We start from the raw sequence: 15,728 nt of genomic DNA, 5'->3' as shown, positions 1-15,728 counted from the left end.
AGGATGCGGCGATCGGTGACTACGTCCGCTGGCGCAACCAGCACGCCCGACCGATCCGAGACTTCGCCGTCGGCTCGAAAATCCGCCGCCCGGATTACCTACCCAACGTTGCGTGACGCGGCACTAGGTGCTGAGTGTCGGTTAGCAGCAGCCGCCGTCTGCTGGTGACCAGGGTCAGACAGCCTGTACCGCTGGGCAGCAGTGGTTCGACCTGCTGCCGGTTGGTGGCGTCGTCGAGCAGTACCAGTGCCCGCTTGCCGAAAAGCAGGTGGCGCCATAGGTCCCGCCGTCCGGTCAACGTGCCGGAGATGCTGCGCGGGTCGACACCGAGCTCGATCAGTAGCTCGCCGAGCACGTCGAACGGTTCTGCTGGTGCCCGGCCGGGAGTGTGGCCGTGGAGTTCGAGAAAGTACTGCCCGTCAGGGAAGCGGTCGGCGAGTTGATGAGCCGCGCGGACGGCGAGGGTGGTCTTCCCGACCCCGGCCATGCCGTCGATGGCGTGGATCGCGACCACTCGTTCTCGTCCGGCGGCGTCGAGGATCTGTTTCAGCTCCCGGTCGCGGCCGGCGAACACCCGCAGGGCCGGGGGAAGGGTGGAGGTGACCGGTTCTCGCGGAGGGGCAGCTGCCTCATGGTGATGGGAGTGCAGATTGATGGTGCCGGTGTTGTCGCCGGCGATGTTGACCTGCTGGGCGGCGTCGCGTGCGTGGGCTTCGAAGTCGGGCACCTCGGATTCTCCGTCAGCTGAGGTTGATGGTGCCGGTGTTGTCGCCGCGGATGTTCACCTGCCGGGCCTGGTCGTACGCGTTCGCCAGGAACACCTCGACCGTGGCGTCCGTGCGGGCGGTGTCGATCAGACGACGCAGGTCGGCAGCGAAGCCGGAATCCGTGCGCGCGGCCGCGTCGATCATTACGGCGGCGGCCGCTTGTTGCTGCGGATCCGCGCCGGGCGTCGATTCGCTGAGGGCGGTTGAGGTTTCGGTGCCGTGCCGGAACTTCTTCGCGATCAGCTCACGCAGTCCGGTAACGGCGCGCCAGCTGCTCGAGCCAGCGTCCTTGGCCAGCCCTTCCCCGAATTTCGATGCCAGCAGCGCTGCTGCCGCGATACCCAGTGATACCGGGTCCATGATGCTCGCCCCCTCGATACGTCTAACCCAAGGCCAGTGTCAGCCTATGCCGCACGCCACTCCATCGCATCAGAAATGACCACAACCCGCCTCCAGTCGGAATCGCTTCTGCAAGAACGAAATCCGTACCCTGATCATCTGCGGCGACTGCGGCGCATAACGATTCCCGTGCTGCAGCGGTCGCCGCAACCGCAGGTGTCCACAGTCTTGTGTCAGTGACCGGGATCGATCGAGTCACCTATGTCAACGCGAACTCCCAACTGTGTGAGCACGTCGAGAAACTCGTTCCGAGCCCAGTCCCGGTCATCTGTGGTCACCGCGGTGACCACAGGCCACGCATGGACCAGACGCGGTAGAGGTTGCGCGCAGCCTCGCCGAGGAGCTCTTCCTCCACCGCGAGCGCGGTGAACAGCTCGGTCCAGTCGTTCAGCGAGCCGAGGAACTCCTGGTAGGTGTCCGGGTCCTGCACCGCCAGACCCAGTACGTAGAAGAACGCTCGCACCCGAGGTTCGTAGACGGGATCGAGATACATCTGCCGCACCATCTCCAGGGCACCGTCGAACGAGCCCCCCGCGTACGACGTCCGGATCATCTGTTGTTCGGCGATCCGCAACTCAGTCAGCAGCGCGGCCAGGAGCCCGTCACGAGATCCGAAGTGGTAGATCAGGATTCGATGGATGGTGCCCAGCTGCCAGTTTTGCGCAATGTCAGCTCGCTGAGCCGACCGCGCTCGGCCAGCAGGTCCAGAGCTGCGGCGAGCAACTTCTCACGCGGAGACGGATCGTTCATGTCCTTCGGAAGTGGTCGATGTCGACCGGGGATCGGTGCCCAGCCACGTTAGCGCGGCCAGCACCAGCGTTTGGACACCAGTGGTGAGTGTTGGTTCGATGTCGGGGGCGAAGTCGGGCGCGTGGTTGGCTGGAACGTGCTCGAAACCGGTTGCGCGGGAGGCGAAATCGATGCCGCCCCAAAACCAGTACACCATCGGGACGGCTGCGGCTTCCGCCAAGATTCCAGCGTCTTCGCTGCCGGTCAGCGGCGGAAGGGCGACAACGCGGTCCTTGCCGAAATGCTGCTCGAACGTCGCTACCGTCGTCGTGGTGGCGGTCGGATCGCTCACCAATGCCGGCGCGGCTGTAGTCCAGTCGAATTCCGGTTCGCGCGGCGCGCCGGACGCGGCGGCTTCCGCGCGCACGATGCGCTCGATCGCCGCGCACACCAGTGCCCGGGTCGGTTCGGTGTAGGTACGCACGTCGATGCTGAGTTCGGCGGTATCGGGAATGATGTTGCCCTTTGTGCCGGCCTGCAACCGCCCAACCGTGACCACCGCGGTGTCGATGGGCGCAACCTCGCGGGCGACGATGCGCTGCAGCCGCGTGACCACCGACGCCGCCATCAACACTGGATCCACGGCAGCCTCCGGGCGTGATCCGTGTCCGCCGCGCCCGTGCAGCACCACATCCATCGAATCCCAGCTCGCCATGATCGCGCCGGTGCCGTATCCGATCATTCCGGCCGGCAGCGGCCCGACATGCTGAGCGAGGATGATCGCCGGTTTCGGGAACCGTTCGAACAGGCCGTCGGCAATCATGGCGCGCGCGCCGCGGGCGAGTTCCTCGGCGGGCTGGCATACCAGCACCAACGTCCCCGACCACGTCGATCTGGTGTGGGCGAGCACCGCTGCCGCGCCGATCAGGCACGTGGCGTGCATATCGTGGCCACAAGCGTGCATCACCGGAACCTGCTGACCGGTGTGATCGTGCGCTTGCGCTGTGCTGGCGTAGTCAAGGCCGGTCTTTTCCTGCACCGGTAGCGCATCGATGTCGGCGCGCAGCATCACCACCGGGCCCTCACCATTACGCAGAGCGGCAACCACTCCTGTCCCGCCGACGCCGGTTTCGGTGTCGAAGCCGAACTGCCTCAATCGATCTGCGAGTGCAGCGGCCGTGCGGAACTCTTGCAGCGACAGCTCCGGATGTTGATGGAGGTCGGTGTACAGCTCCGCCAACTCGCCCCTGATACGAGCCAGTTCGTCCCACAGTGTGTCAGTCGGGATGTTCGGCGGATGATGCATGGAAACCTTCCAGGGTCGAGCACGGCCGGGCAATCGGTTGTCGTGCGTGGGCAAATCCATCGGTTTGTGGGTCTGCAATGTGCGGTAGAAGCAAGGAGCTCAGGGAACGGTCGGCTGGGCACCGCCGGCCTGCGGGGTTTGGCGCCCTTGGACTTCACGCGGGCGCACCGGCCAGCGAGGTCGAGGTCCTCGATATTGAGCTGAAGCAGTTCATCTGCGCGAGCGCAGGTTTCATACAGTATCCGCCGCAGTGTCTTCTCCCTCAGATGGATGTCGCGGCGGGAGATGAGCCGGTCGATCGGGGTCCGCGACCGCGTTTCGGAGTCCGGCGGGGTGCAGCGCGCGGCCGAGACGGCACCCGCGGAGCATCCCAACCTTGCTCACGCCACCAGGAAAGCCATTTCGCGACCGCGGCGCGGCGCGCGTTCCACGTATTGACCGCCGCTGCGCCCCACAGGGTTTCGAGGGCTGCGCCCGGTCTCGTCGTCGGAGACCGACTCCAGGGCCCGGCTGGGGCTGGACAGTCCGTCGAGACCGCGGCCGTCCAGCTGGTCGACGGTCTTGACGACCGCGATGCCGTAGGCGCGGCGTGGGTTGCCGGGCCCGAGGGTATCCAGGAACGCCTCGGCGGAGGCGCGCAGGGTGCGCGTCGGATGGCTGCGGATGCGGGTCACGCTCGCGGCTATCGATGCCACGTCTCCGACTTGCCCTGGATAACAGGGCCGGGTCGCGTGGTGCTGCGGCAGGACTGTCGCAGGCCGATTTTGATGTTACCCCGGATGATAGACATCGTCTGGGTATCCCTGTCGGCTGGCGCGTGCGGGTACCGGAATCTCCACACGGGTGATCCGGTCGCCCGGTCACGCTCGTGGAATGGTCAGCGCGATCGGAGTATCTCCTCTCGCAGCCGAGGCCCGGATATGGCCGACGGCTGACCGTCTTTTTCTGCGTGCTCGACCAGTTGTACGAGCGTCTGGTTCACGTGGGCGTGGTGGCCCATTCGTTCGAGCATGTCGACGATTTCGCCGTTGAGGAATCGCACCTCCGTTTTCTTTCCCGCCAGAAGGTCGTCCCGGAGCGAGGATGAGGCGTCTGCATCCGAATCGAGGAGCGGCCGGGCGATGCGGTTGAACACCATGTCCGGGGTGCGCAGGAGAGTGGGTATCAGCCGCGGGGCGATGTTGGACAGCGGACTGGCTACCGGTGTGCGGTGCAGTCGGAATGCCTCGAGTGCCTCGCGCTGCGCTGCCGCGAGCACGACTCGGTAGTCCCGGGAGCTCAATTCTTGCGAGAGCGACACCCCGGACAGAGCGTGAATCGCGTTGTTCAGGTTCATCAGTAGCTTGCCGGCCTGGATTGCTTCGATGTCGGCGGTGACGGCAGCGTCGACTCCCGCGTTGAGGAGGGCGTTCGCGAGATGTTGCCCTTGCGGACCGATCAGCACTCTTCCCGTCGTGGTCTGCCGGAAGATGTTGTCCTCGGTGCGGATGATGTTGAAGGGGATCATGGCGCCCGCGACCGCGACCCCTGGGTTGGTTGCTTGAAGGCGGGATACGTTGCTGATGCCGTTTTGCACGCTGACGATCGACCCGGGTGACAGGGTGCTCAACTCGGCTGCGACGTGATCGGTGGCGCCGGATTTGACCGTCACCAGGACGGTGTCGCCTGGGCCGATCTCCGTAGGTGTGATGAGGGTGCACGAATCGGGGACGATGTGGGCCTGCCGTGCGTGTCTGTCCTGGACGCCGAAGCCGAACCTCGATGCGTCTTCGAACGATGTCCGGCGAACGAATGCCACGCGATAGCCTGCGGCGAGCAGCCATCCTCCGAGGTAGGCGCCGATACATCCCGCGCCGTAGACGACGAACCTCGATTCGTCACCGGGTGTCAGCCGCACTGGCCGCTCCTGCCTTTCTCGTTCGACAGGGCGTGGTGGGAAGCGTGCGGCGCGGTGAGGTCGACGACGACCTTCGCGTGTCGCCTGGGGGCACCGGGCCCGAACAGGCGGGCGACCCAGGCGTTCCGTGCTGTATTCGCGGCCTGTGCTATCGCGGTGTGCGGCGCGATCGCATGGAAGCTGTGGAACCCGCCCGCCCATACGTGTAGCTCGGCCGCAACTCCGGCCTCCCACAGTGCGGTCGCGTAGGCGACGTCCTCGTCACGGAACACCTCGGCCGACCCGCAGTCGATGTAGGTCGGCGGCAGCCCCGACAGGTCTTTCGCGCGGGCAGGCGCGGCGTAGATCGAGACATTCTCGGTCCCGCGTCGTTCGCCGAGGAGGGCCCACCACCCGAGTTGGTCGTACGCGCGTGTCCCGATCCCGGCGTCGTCGTACTGGAGTGTGGAGACGGTCTGGTCGCGATCGTCGATCATCGGGCCGATCAGGACTTGGCCGGCCAACTTCGGCCCCTGCCGGTCGCGGGCCAGCAGCGCAGTGCCAGCGGAAAGCCCGCCGCCTGCGCTCCCGCCGGCGACGATGAGCCGGTCCGCGTCGATGCCGAGTTCGGCGGCGTGGTCGGCGGTCCAAACGAGCCCCGCGTAGCAGTCCTCGACCGGATAGGGGTCGGGGAACTCCGGCGCGAGGCGATACTCGACGGTGACCAGGACCGCGTCGTGCTCGACGATCCAGGGCAGCATCTGGGCCGGGCCTAGCATGCGGTGCCCGGTCACCATGCCTCCACCGTGGATGTGGTAAATGCCTGGACCGAGGCCCGTGTGGTCGGCACGGGAGATCACGGTCGCGGCGAGGGTCTCGCCTTCGTAGCCGGGGATGGAGAGCTCGCGACTCACCAGACCGGCCTTCGCCACCATCTCGTCAGTCAGCTTGAAGCTGGGCCGCTCCCGCAACTGCTGGATGGCCTCCCGGGTCAGAGTCGGGATCTGGTCACCGACGACGGCCAGAACAACGTCCCACACAGCGTCCAGCTCCGGATCGAATGGCGGGCGGCTGAGCTGAGACATCGGACTCCTATCGCGACCACGGGCTTCGAGATCGGGTGCGTCGGCGGGCAAAGGTTGAGTCATCTCTTCTCCTGTGTGGGGGAACGGGGATTCGGGTGCGCGGTTCACGCGCCGGACTCGGCGTTCGATGCCTCACGCACGCCCAGCAACCGGCGGAAAGGGACGGCGTCGCCAGCGTCCTTGGCGGCTTCCTCCGGTTTCTTCTGGGCGGCAAGGAAATTCATGAAGATCACTCGCTCCTCGGGGGACATGAGTGGGCCCTGGGCTGTCCAGGAGGCGCCGAGCGCGCCGTTGTCCGGATGCAGGTGGCGGTACAGGTCGTCGGCCTGCTCGGAATCGGAGCAGTAATACCGGTCGACACACACCGAATCCTTGGCCATCGCATCCAGATTCGGGGTGATGTCTCGCTGATATCCGTATGCGCCCGTGTGATCGGCCCGCAGCGTATCGACGTCGACGTAGACGATTTTCATCGGCGATTCCTTCCGGCAGGTGCGCCGGCTCTGTGGCATGCACTCCAATAGTTGAGTACGATTCACTATGACACTTGTGTCATAGTGTGTCAATGAAACCGCAGGGAAGCCCTCGACGTCCGTGGCCAGAGTCCGGAATGTGAAGGAGCTCGATGAATCCACCCGATCACGCCCACGGCGACTCCCGGCCGACCTGCTGTCCGCCGTCGCGTTCGAGCTCGGACAGTCGGCCGGAGGCGTTCGTCCCGGCGGTCACGCCTGGGCGATTGGACACCACCGGCATGATCGCGCTGCCGGGCGGGGAATTCCTGATGGGCACCGCCGACGCGGTCGGTTACCAGGGTGACGGTGAAGGCCCGGTGCGGCCAGTCCGGCTGTCCCCGTTCCTGATCGACGCCTGCGCGGTGACCAATGACGAATTGGCCGAGTTCATCGCGGACACCGGCTACCACACCGACGCCGACCGGCTCGGCTGGTCCTATGTCTTCGCCGGGTTCCTGCCCGCCGTGCTGCGCCGCGACGCCCCGCGCCCGGAGCGCACCCCGTGGTGGTGTGGGGTGAGCGGCGCGCAATGGGATCGACCCGAAGGCCCCGGCAGTGATCTGGACGGCCGCGGCCGCCATATCCGGTCGCCCACGTGTCCTGGAACGACGCGCACGCCTACGCCACCTGGGCCGGCAAGCGGCTGCCCACCGAAGCGGAATGGAAGCACACCGCCCGCGGCGGCCTGTCGCGAGCCCGCTACCCCTGGGGCGACGACCTCGACCCCGGCGGCGAATACCGGTGCAATATCTGGCGCGGCAGCTTCCCGGCCAAGAACACCGCCGCCGACGGCTACCGCGGCACTGCGCCGGTGGATGCCTTCGAGCCCAATGGATTCGGGCTCTACAACATCTGCGGCAACGTGTGGGAGTGGTGCGCCGACTGGTGGACCACCGGCCACCGGCCCGGCCTCACCATCGACCCGTCCGGCCCGAAGACCGGCGACAGCAAGGTGATTCGCGGTGGCTCGCACATATGCCACGACTCCTATTGCTTCCGCTACCGGGTCGCGGCCCGCTCGGCCAATACCCCTGACAGCTCCACCGGCCATGCCGGATTTCGTTGCGTGGCAAGCCCGGACGCGACGGTCGAAGCACTGCCGAACCGTCTTCTCCCGTTACACCCTGCAAACTAGGAGACTGCCCGTGAAAGCCATTATGGCGATGTTCGACAGCCTGAACCGGCGCATGCTACCGCCGTACGGGTGTGATTGGACGGACGCGCCCAACTTCGCCCGGCTCGCCGAACGTGCCGTCACCTTCGACAACGCCTGGGCCGGGTCCATGCCGTGCATGCCCGCCCGCCACGAGATCCACACCGGCCGCCACAACTTCCTGCACCGGAGCTGGGGTCCGCTGGAGCCGTTCGATGATTCCATGCCGGAATTGTTGAAGCAGAACGGGATTCACACCCATCTGGCCAGTGATCATGCCGGCCTATGTGCAGGACTGGGTGAACCGCAGTCACATGCCGACCGAGGCGGAGCATTCGCAGACGCTGACCTTCGACGCCGGTCTCGAGTTCATCCGCACTAATGCCGCCGCCGACCGCTGGTTCGTGCAGATCGAGACCTTCGATCCGCACGAGCCGTTCTTCAGCCACAAGAACTACAAGGATCTCTACCCGCACGACTACGACGGCCCACACTTCGACTGGCCCGACTACAAGCGCGTCACCGAGACCGAAGACGAGGCGCAGCACGTTCGGCACGAATACGCGGCGCTGCTGTCGATGTGCGATCACTCGCTGGGCTGGGTGCTCGCCATGATGGACGAGCTGAACCTGTGGGACGACACCATGCTGATCGTCAACACCGACCACGGCTTCCTGCTCGGCGAACGCGGCTGGTGGGGAAAGTCGGTGCAGCCCTGGTACAACGAGCTGGTGCACCTGCCGCTGTTCGCATGGGATCCGCGCACCCAGGCCGCGGGGGAACGGCGGCAGGCGCTGGTGCAGACCATCGATCTGGCTCCCACCCTTCTCGCCTTCTTCGGCATCCAGATCCCCGCCGACACGCAGGGGGCGCCATTGCCGGTCGCCGCCGATACCGAGATCCGCGCCGGCGCGCTGTTCGGAATGCGGTGTAAGACTCCTGCTCGATGTGCGGATTCCAGTGCACCCGCTATCTTGACCCCGACGTGAAGCATGTCCGCGAGGGACAGTGGACCGTCGTGCCGGATGCGGGCGTCAAGCGAGCCTCAAGAGTGGTACGGCATCACGAAGTAGGGGCGGCCGGTTCCGGTTTCCCCGAACTCGAGCATGCCGGCGATGTTCGGGTGCCCGGTGAGCCGCCCCATCGCTCGTTGCTCGCGAAAGAATCGCTCCCGGTTCTCCGCCAGTCCACCGGTGAGGACCTTCACCGCCACGGTGCGGTCCGCGGCAATTTGGGTACACCGATAGACAGCCCCGAAACCACCCCGCCCGATCTCGTCGGCGTCCTCGAACCCGGCTGCGCGTAACTCCGTGACGACGTCGAGACCGGCATCACGCTGCGTTTTGAATGGATCGCTCTCAACCATCGGTTACTCGCAATTCGCCCGCGGCGGACACCAGACAGAGTATCTCTGCACGCGTGCTCGGACCACTGCGAACACCTTCGGTCCTCGGGTAGGACCGCGCGTGGAGGACATGCGTGCGGGCTGAGTCAGCGACGGCTGCAAACGTTCGGTTTCACCGCTAGATTCGTAGCATCAATGTATTGCAGTGCTTCGGCTTCCTTCGCACCTGTTACAGCTGGTCCCTTCTACCCAGCTTTACCCCCGCATCCCCTCAATTGTGGGAATCCGCTACAGGCGTTATGAAGCTGCTTAAGCGACACTTTGGTCGGGCTTGGTTCGTGCTTGCGCGTGATCGTCGAGAATCGTCACGACGGAGCGCGCAATCTCCCCGCGTGGGTCCGCGAGTTGCTCGAGCGGAAGGCGATCGATCAATAGCGTTCCGAGCCCGAGCTGCACAAGCTGTGCTCCGGCTTCCAATGCGGTGAGGCGATCGTCGGCGCGAAACCAGGTCCAGGCCCATTACACAGAAAGGTTCGACGTTCGATCTCGGCGTCCGTCCGCCGATCCGGTGTTGTCATGACCCGGAAAGCTCCTTTCGGTCCTTGCCTACACATGTGAACAGCTGGTCCGCAACAGCGTTCAAGCGGTACAACGGCCAGGCTTGATGGTTACGGTCGGGTCCTGCCCGTCCAGGGCGATCACGGTGACTTGATCAGTTGTGGTTTGCGTGTGCCCCTCGCTGCTGGTGGCGCAGAAGCCTTCGGGGTACGCGAGAGCCGGGGCGGCGATGACGGTGGGCGCGGGCGATGATGCCAGGTAGGTCATGGTCATGACGCGGGTGTCCGGGTCGAAGTGCAATGCGGTGAGGGTTCCCGCGACATTGGTTGGGTACGCGCGGACCAGCGCTCTGGCCTTGGGGCGCAGAGCAAGATCGTCTTGCAGGGGTTGCGTGGCGGCCTGGTCGCCACCCGCGCCGTAGGTGGTCCAGTCCCAGTAGACCCAACCGGTCAGATATTGATCGGCGAGGTCGGCAACGGTGGTGAGGTCGGATCGGTCGTCCTCGGCACCGAATTCGGTCACCAGCAGTGGCTGTCCGTTCGATGCGACCGCGGCCCGATCCATGGCCTCTTGTTCGGGGGCGCGGCAGCCGTTACTGAATCCGTTGCCGCCCATAAGATTACGGGTGGCCACGCTGAGCAGGCAGTAGTTGTGGAAGTTGACAACGGTGTTGGAGACCGGCATCGGGCCCAGTGGGCCGCCGCCCAGAATGGCGGGTTCAGGCAGCAGCATGTGGTGGGCATCCACCGACCGGATCGCCTGCAACACACCGTCCTCAGGGACGGTTGCCGGGCACGACAAATCCCTGCCGTCGGCCGCGCGACCGGGATCGCGAGTGCCCGCGTAGAAGCACTGCGTCAGGGTGTCCATCGAGGTGTCGCCGGCCGCCAAGATCGTCGGCTCGTTGAACGGATCGTAACCGAGCACCCAGGGATCATCGGCGAAACGCGATGCCACAGCACGCCATACCCGCTGGAACTCCTGCTGCAGCCCGCCACGCACATCATTGCGCCAGAAGTGCCCAGTGGTCGCCAGCGTTGCGGGCAACACTTCGCCGAACTTGCTCGGCGTCGTCACGATCGGATCGCCGTCGGTGCACAGCGCCCAATCCGGTGCCCCATCACCACCGAACCGCTCGGAGAAGAAGTCCTGATGCATATCCAGCAGCGTGTAGATGTGACGCTGAGCCAACATGTCCACCGTGTCCGCAATGCGATCCAGATACGCCGACACCACCTCGGGGTCGTACTGGCCGGGATCTTCGACTTGGCCGACACCGCATACCTGTGGACTGTTGGGCGGCAGCTTTCCTGGTTCGAGTCCCTTCCACTGCAACCCCAGTCGCACCACATTGAACCCGGCGGCATCGATCGCGTCGGCATCCCCCGGCCCGAAGGTCAGCGGACCATCGGCCGAGACGTAGTACGGCGCGGTCTTCGCTACGACGTTGACCCCGTGCAGCAGCACCTGCCGCCCTGAGGAGTCGCGGATCGCCGAACCATCGGCATGCAGCCAGGCTGCGCCACCGGTCACCGGCTCGGCTGCGGTCGGTGCCGCCGCAGTGGTGAGCGCGACAAGGGCCGCACCTCCGAGAATCCCGATCCGGCCGCCGGTTCCGAGCCGTGCGACGGACAGTTTCTTGGGCAAAACGCCTCCTTGGTCAAACTGTGTACTTCGAACGACCCCTCATCAGGTCGTCGCCACGGCAGACACGGCGCATGCCGTCGCCGCAACGGCCATTTCTTCGGCGGGCCACCGTGACTCAGACCATGATATGTACTCTGGAACATATGAGCCGATCAAGTCAACCCCGTGGAAGGTATCGGATGAGACAGGCGGATCCCGGCCGGGCGATTGCGCTCCGAGCCGGAGCGGGAATGCCGTGGAGATCCCGCTGAGGGTCGGACACGTGCAGCGGCCACCGGGCGTGGCCGACCTCACCGGAATGCTCTCGCTGCCCGGCAGTGAGACGACGGTGGCGGATATCCGGCCGATGGCGAGGGGTCGGTGCGCCGGGTTCGCCTGAGTCCCTTCCTCATCGACGCATGCGCGGTCTCCAACGACCGGTTCGCGGAGTTCATCGACGCCACCGGCTACCACACCGACGCCGAGCGCCTGGGCCGGTCGTACGTCCTCGCCGGATTCCTCCCCGCCGCCCTGCGGCGGGTCGCCCCCCGTCCGGAACGCACGCCCTGGTGGTGCGGGGTGGACGGGGCGAGTTGGAATCATCCGGAAGGGCCGGGCAGCGATCTGACCGAGCGCGGCGATCATCCGGTCATGCATGTCTCCTGGAACGACGCACAGGCGTACTGCGGCAAGGCGGGCACGCGGCTGCCGACCGAGGCCGAATGGGAGTACGCGGCGCGGGGCGGGCTGGTGCAGGCGCGGTATCCGTGGGGCGATGAACTCGACCCCGTGGGCGAATACAGCTGCAACATCTGGCGCGGCTCCCTTCCGGCCAAGAACACCGCCGCCGACGGCTTCCCCAGCACCGCTCCGGTGAATGCCTTCGCGCCCAATGGATTCGGCCTCTGCAACACCTGTCGGAACGTCTGGGAATGGTGCGACGACCGGTGGGAAATCGACCACGACCCGGGCTCGGGGGTCACCACGATGGAGCCTGAGATCGGCGCGAACAGGGTAATCCGCGGCGGGTCGCATATGTGTGACGACTCCTATTGCTTCCGCTACCGGGTTGCCGCGAGGTCGGCCAATTCCCCCGATTCCTCGGCGCCGGGCACACGGGTTTCCGATGTGCGCTCACCCCCCGGATCTTGACATCGCGCCCTTGGTTCAGGATTGTGGGAGCATAGATCCCTAGGAACATAGGAGACCATTGCAGCTCGACTACGTGATCTTGGGTGCGCTGGCACTGGGCCGCTACTCCGGATACGACCTGCGCCGCTGGATGGAGGGCCCCGGCCGCTACATCGGCTACGGCGTGCAGTTGCCGCAGATCTATCGTCGCCTGGGCAAACTGGTCGAACGCGGCTGGGTGGAATTCGAGGTCGACCCGCGCGAGGGCCGGCCCGACGCGAAGATCTACTCGCTGACCACGGCCGGGCGCCAGGCGCTGCTGGACTGGGCACGTTCACCGTTCGAGCCGTCAACGCGGCCGATGGATCCGGATTTCAAACTGCGCCTGATCTTCGCGGGCCAGCTGGACCGCGAGATCGCCATCGACATCGTGCGCACCGAGCTGGAATACCGCCGCAAACACGACAACATCTCCGCGGCGACATCATTTCCCATCGAGTACGACCCCCAGATCCCGGAACTCGATCCGCTGTGGGCGCGTGAGATCCAGACCTTGGCGCACGAGCAGGGTTATGCCAGTACCGCCAGCTATATCGCTTGGCTCGAGCTGACCCTCGCGCGGTTGGAATCTGGCCGTGCGCACTGACCGCGCCCACGGGGGAGCTGTTCATTGCGACCTGGGGTGGCGGCTCTTGGCGGCGCACCATTCGGACTCGCTGATTGCGGGAAGGCTCGTCGTGCTTGATCGGAAGGTGGGATCGAGAGGCTGGAGACGAACTTGACCGCGATTGTGCTGGAGGACCTCGAACTCGGTGACTGTGCCGACAGTCGGCCATTGGTCGGAGGAATACGGCTGATTCAGGACATCGACGAATCCGGTTGGTGGGTGGCCCAAGTCGACGAACGGCCCGATCGTGCCGGGGCGTGGGATCAGGGTGACTACTCCGGTCACATGGTTGAGAAGGCGAACCGGGCTCGTGAGTTGTGCGTCGAGGTGGTGGCTTGCCTCCGGTAGGGTCACCGGGCATGAAGGCAGGCGACCGCGTTCCCGAATTCGAACTCTCCGATCAGTCCGGCGCAGTCCATACCCTCGACTCACTCCTCGCCCAGGGACCGTTGGTGCTGTTCTTCTTCCCCGCCGCCAACACCCCGGTCTGTACCGCCGAAGCCTGCCATTTCCGGGATCTGGCGGCCGAATTCGCTGCCGTCGGAGCGTCGTGCGCCGGGATCAGCACCGACACCGTGGAGACGCAGGCCGAGTTCGCCAAGACGCAACACCTGGAATATCCGCTGCTGACCGACCCGGACGGCGCTGTCGCCCGGCAGTTCGGCGTCAAGCGCGGCCTGCTCGGCAAGTTGGCCCCGGTCAAACGACACACCTACGTGATCAGTCCCGATCGCACCGTTCTCATCGTGATCACCGGCGAGCTGCGGGCGAACGTTCACGCCGACCAAGCACTGGAGTTCCTGCGCTCACGCAGTAGATGAGCAGAAATGCTTGTCGTTCGATACCACCGCCACAGGAGACATCGGCCTACGCCGTTGCCGAACCGACTGCCCCACGCCCGGAACCGCAACGATCGCCTCGACACACGGCGTTGACACCAACGCGCGGCCGGGACAGCGCGTACTGACTGCGCTGGCGACGCTGATACACAGCACCCCGATCGCGTCGATCTGGTGCCCTATCCGGTAGTCATACCAACCTCCGGCTGTATGGTTGATCCGGTCGATCAGCACGGCACGGATCGGTTCGCAGATGTCCGCGATGCCGATCTCGTTGAGCACTTCCGATCCGGCGTAATCGTAATCGGCTCCGCTGCCGTTGTAGTGTTCGTCGCCGACGACCACCGCATCCGGGTTGACCCAATCCCGCACGGTGGTCAGCATCAAGGCAGCGACGACACGCCGCACTGCCCCCGTCAACCAGTTCGTTGTGCCGGCGCTGTGCGGCGGCACAACAAACTACGACTGGAGTGTTAGCACGACAGTTGTATTTCGTTGTTTTGCGGTCGGTTTGGTCGTGGGGTAGTTTGTCGGCTTGTGCTGGGTGATGTTGCCGCAGAGGATGTTTCGGCGTGGCGTGCGAGTTTCGATGAGGTGTTCGCGCGGGTGGCGGGGGTGCTCTATCGTGCGTAGCCGCGGCGGTGGGCGCGGGCGTATCTGACGGGGTTGCTGGCGCCGGTGGAGCGAAAGAACACGTGGCAATTGTCCGAGGCTGCCGGGGAGGTGGATCCGGGCCGGTTGCAGCATTTCCTGAATCGGTCGCGGTGGGACGCTGATGAGCTGCGCGATTGTCTGCGCTCGTACGTCGCCGAGGCGCTGGCCTGCCCAGATGGTGTCCTGGTCCCGGACGAGACCGGCTTCCTGAAGAAGGGAGTGAAGCCGGCGGGAGTACAACGCCAGTACTCCGGAACGGCTGGGCGTGTGGAGAACCCAGCTCGGGGTGTTCCTGGCCTACGCCGGGCGCTCGGGTCGGGCGCTGATCGACAGGGAGCTTTACCTGCCCGAGTCGTGGATCGGTGATCGTGACCGCTGCACCGAAGCAGGTATTCCCGAAAGTCGTTGCAGCTCAGGTATTCTGACGAAGCCCAGGCTTGCGGAGATGATGATCGCACGGACCCTGGATGCCGGAGTGGCCGCTGGGTGGGTAGCCGCGGATGCCGCCTACGGCCGCGACGGTCGGTTCCGGGCATTCTGCGAGGCCCGTCGCCTGTCCTACGTTCTCGAGGTGCCGGTCCGGCAAACCGTGGCTGATCTCGACGGCCGCCGCCGTGTCGACACGCTCGTCGCCCGAGCGCCTGATAAGGCGTGGCACCGGGTCTCAGCCGGGCTCGGTGAACGTGGTGAACGTCAATACGACTGGGCTTGGGCCACCCTCCCCACTTTCGGCGATCTCCCCGCCGGATACACCAGGACCCTGCTCGCCCGCCGATCCCTCGACAACCCCGCTGATATCGCCTACTACCTGTGCTTTCACCCCGCCGCGATCGAGCGCGAACAGGTCGTGGCCGTCGCCGGCGCCAGGTGGGCGGTCGAGGAATGCTTCCAGGCCGCCAAAGACCAATGCGGCCTCGACCACTACCAAGTTCGGAAATGGTATCCCTGGTATCGGCACATCACCCTGGCCATGCTCGCCCACGCCTTCCTCGCCGTCACCGCCGCTACCGACCCAAAAGCCCATGCGGGCTGGGCCGAATCACAGTCGCCGACATCCGCCGTCTCCTGGCGATAGTGC

Annotated in this window: 16 protein-coding genes and 3 pseudogenes; 7 read left to right on the top strand and 12 right to left on the bottom strand. The window is 65.5% G+C overall.

Annotated elements, in window-relative coordinates:
* Positions 1 to 94: 94 nt before the first annotated feature.
* From KO481_RS40705 to KO481_RS40665, 9 genes are all read right to left on the bottom strand, one after another.
* Positions 95 to 727 (bottom strand): NB-ARC domain-containing protein, encoded by a 633-nt coding sequence (locus tag KO481_RS40705; RefSeq protein WP_215923903.1) that lies wholly within the window; start codon positions 725 to 727, stop codon positions 95 to 97.
* 13 nt (positions 728 to 740) lie between these two features.
* Positions 741 to 1,127, bottom strand: a complete 387-nt coding sequence (locus tag KO481_RS40700) for a hypothetical protein (RefSeq protein WP_215923902.1) — start codon at positions 1,125 to 1,127, stop codon at positions 741 to 743.
* Between the two features lie 313 nt (positions 1,128 to 1,440).
* Entirely contained in the window at positions 1,441 to 1,719 is a 279-nt protein-coding gene (locus tag KO481_RS40695) for a hypothetical protein (RefSeq protein WP_215923901.1), read from the bottom strand.
* A 71-nt stretch (positions 1,720 to 1,790) separates the two neighbouring features.
* Positions 1,791 to 1,916 carry a hypothetical protein gene (locus KO481_RS44190; protein WP_281066294.1) on the bottom strand — a complete coding sequence of 42 codons (126 nt, stop codon included), beginning with the start codon at positions 1,914 to 1,916 and terminating at the stop codon, positions 1,791 to 1,793.
* Complete coding sequence (locus KO481_RS40690) at positions 1,894 to 3,201, bottom strand: amidohydrolase (protein WP_215923900.1); 1,308 nt, start codon at positions 3,199 to 3,201, stop codon at positions 1,894 to 1,896. The genes KO481_RS44190 and KO481_RS40690 overlap by 23 nt, the downstream gene beginning before the upstream one ends.
* 380 nt (positions 3,202 to 3,581) lie before the next feature.
* On the bottom strand, positions 3,582 to 3,896 hold the full coding sequence (locus KO481_RS40680; RefSeq protein ID WP_215923899.1) for a hypothetical protein: 315 nt from the start codon (positions 3,894 to 3,896) through the stop codon (positions 3,582 to 3,584).
* Positions 3,897 to 4,078: 182 nt separating this feature from the next.
* Positions 4,079 to 5,098: a 2-dehydropantoate 2-reductase gene (locus tag KO481_RS40675; protein ID WP_215923898.1), complete on the bottom strand. Its 1,020-nt coding sequence runs from the start codon at positions 5,096 to 5,098 to the stop codon at positions 4,079 to 4,081.
* Positions 5,089 to 6,162 (bottom strand): alpha/beta hydrolase, encoded by a 1,074-nt coding sequence (locus tag KO481_RS40670; RefSeq protein ID WP_215923897.1) that lies wholly within the window; start codon positions 6,160 to 6,162, stop codon positions 5,089 to 5,091. Before KO481_RS40670 ends, KO481_RS40675 begins: the two co-directional genes overlap by 10 nt.
* Positions 6,163 to 6,266: 104 nt before the next feature.
* Positions 6,267 to 6,635 (bottom strand): hypothetical protein, encoded by a 369-nt coding sequence (locus KO481_RS40665; RefSeq protein ID WP_215923896.1) that lies wholly within the window; start codon positions 6,633 to 6,635, stop codon positions 6,267 to 6,269.
* 311 nt (positions 6,636 to 6,946) lie between these two features.
* On the opposite strand from KO481_RS40665, the pseudogene KO481_RS45045 reads away from it, so the two are divergent.
* From KO481_RS45045 to KO481_RS40650, 3 genes and pseudogenes are all read left to right on the top strand, one after another.
* Positions 6,947 to 7,812 (top strand): annotated as a pseudogene (locus KO481_RS45045) (formylglycine-generating enzyme family protein).
* Positions 7,727 to 8,212, top strand: coding sequence for a sulfatase-like hydrolase/transferase (locus KO481_RS44185; RefSeq protein WP_308166973.1), 486 nt, complete (start codon positions 7,727 to 7,729; stop codon positions 8,210 to 8,212). Before KO481_RS45045 ends, KO481_RS44185 begins: the two are co-directional and overlap by 86 nt.
* The gene (locus tag KO481_RS40650) at positions 8,106 to 8,819 is read left to right on the top strand and encodes a sulfatase-like hydrolase/transferase (RefSeq protein ID WP_308166972.1); all 714 of its coding nucleotides are present in this window, start codon (positions 8,106 to 8,108) and stop codon (positions 8,817 to 8,819) included. Before KO481_RS44185 ends, KO481_RS40650 begins: the two co-directional genes overlap by 107 nt.
* On the opposite strand, the pseudogene KO481_RS40645 reads toward KO481_RS40650, so the two are convergent.
* Together KO481_RS40645 and KO481_RS40640 are read right to left on the bottom strand one after the other, a co-directional pair.
* Positions 8,756 to 9,196, bottom strand: a pseudogene (locus KO481_RS40645) (protein kinase domain-containing protein); the annotation flags it as partial. The gene KO481_RS40650 and the pseudogene KO481_RS40645 overlap by 64 nt on opposite strands.
* A 618-nt stretch (positions 9,197 to 9,814) precedes the next feature.
* Positions 9,815 to 11,380, bottom strand: a complete 1,566-nt coding sequence (locus KO481_RS40640) for a cellulase family glycosylhydrolase (protein ID WP_215923893.1) — start codon at positions 11,378 to 11,380, stop codon at positions 9,815 to 9,817.
* Positions 11,381 to 11,740: 360 nt separating this feature from the next.
* Between KO481_RS40640 and KO481_RS40635 the strand changes: the two genes are divergently transcribed.
* The 3 genes from KO481_RS40635 (at position 11,741) to KO481_RS40625 (ending at position 13,978) form a co-directional block, all read left to right on the top strand.
* On the top strand, positions 11,741 to 12,511 hold the full coding sequence (locus KO481_RS40635; protein ID WP_215923892.1) for a formylglycine-generating enzyme family protein: 771 nt from the start codon (positions 11,741 to 11,743) through the stop codon (positions 12,509 to 12,511).
* A 58-nt stretch (positions 12,512 to 12,569) separates the two neighbouring features.
* Complete coding sequence (locus KO481_RS40630) at positions 12,570 to 13,136, top strand: PadR family transcriptional regulator (RefSeq protein WP_215923891.1); 567 nt, start codon at positions 12,570 to 12,572, stop codon at positions 13,134 to 13,136.
* A 380-nt stretch (positions 13,137 to 13,516) separates the two neighbouring features.
* Positions 13,517 to 13,978 (top strand): peroxiredoxin, encoded by a 462-nt coding sequence (locus KO481_RS40625; RefSeq protein ID WP_215923890.1) that lies wholly within the window; start codon positions 13,517 to 13,519, stop codon positions 13,976 to 13,978.
* Here the strand turns inward: KO481_RS40625 and KO481_RS40620 are convergent.
* The gene (locus KO481_RS40620) at positions 13,964 to 14,380 is read right to left on the bottom strand and encodes a hypothetical protein (protein WP_215923889.1); all 417 of its coding nucleotides are present in this window, start codon (positions 14,378 to 14,380) and stop codon (positions 13,964 to 13,966) included. The two genes, KO481_RS40625 and KO481_RS40620, sit on opposite strands and share 15 nt — an antisense overlap.
* A gap of 156 nt (positions 14,381 to 14,536) precedes the next feature.
* On the opposite strand from KO481_RS40620, the pseudogene KO481_RS40615 reads away from it, so the two are divergent.
* Positions 14,537 to 15,725: pseudogene (locus KO481_RS40615) on the top strand (IS701 family transposase).
* Positions 15,726 to 15,728: the final 3 nt, after the last annotated feature.

This window comes from Nocardia albiluteola (assembly GCF_018860155.1).
Taxonomy (GTDB): domain Bacteria; phylum Actinomycetota; class Actinomycetes; order Mycobacteriales; family Mycobacteriaceae; genus Nocardia; species Nocardia albiluteola.
Note: the sequence above shows the minus strand (reverse complement) of the source record. Positions and strands in the feature narration are given on the sequence as shown.

What these genes read in the sequence shown, in the direction of transcription:
- KO481_RS40670 (WP_215923897.1), bottom strand. Translation starts at nt 6,162, where the DNA reads ATGTCTCAGCTCAGCCGCCCGCCATTCGATCCGGAGCTGGACGCTGTG.
- KO481_RS44185 (WP_308166973.1), top strand. Translation starts at nt 7,727, where the DNA reads ATGCCGGATTTCGTTGCGTGGCAAGCCCGGACGCGACGGTCGAAGCAC.
- KO481_RS44190 (WP_281066294.1), bottom strand. Translation starts at nt 1,916, where the DNA reads ATGAACGATCCGTCTCCGCGTGAGAAGTTGCTCGCCGCAGCTCTGGAC.
- KO481_RS40665 (WP_215923896.1), bottom strand. Translation starts at nt 6,635, where the DNA reads ATGAAAATCGTCTACGTCGACGTCGATACGCTGCGGGCCGATCACACG.
- KO481_RS40620 (WP_215923889.1), bottom strand. Translation starts at nt 14,380, where the DNA reads ATGCTGACCACCGTGCGGGATTGGGTCAACCCGGATGCGGTGGTCGTC.
- KO481_RS40625 (WP_215923890.1), top strand. Translation starts at nt 13,517, where the DNA reads ATGAAGGCAGGCGACCGCGTTCCCGAATTCGAACTCTCCGATCAGTCC.
- KO481_RS40700 (WP_215923902.1), bottom strand. Translation starts at nt 1,127, where the DNA reads ATGGACCCGGTATCACTGGGTATCGCGGCAGCAGCGCTGCTGGCATCG.
- KO481_RS40690 (WP_215923900.1), bottom strand. Translation starts at nt 3,201, where the DNA reads ATGCATCATCCGCCGAACATCCCGACTGACACACTGTGGGACGAACTG.
- KO481_RS40650 (WP_308166972.1), top strand. Translation starts at nt 8,106, where the DNA reads ATGCCGGCCTATGTGCAGGACTGGGTGAACCGCAGTCACATGCCGACC.
- KO481_RS40695 (WP_215923901.1), bottom strand. Translation starts at nt 1,719, where the DNA reads ATGATCCGGACGTCGTACGCGGGGGGCTCGTTCGACGGTGCCCTGGAG.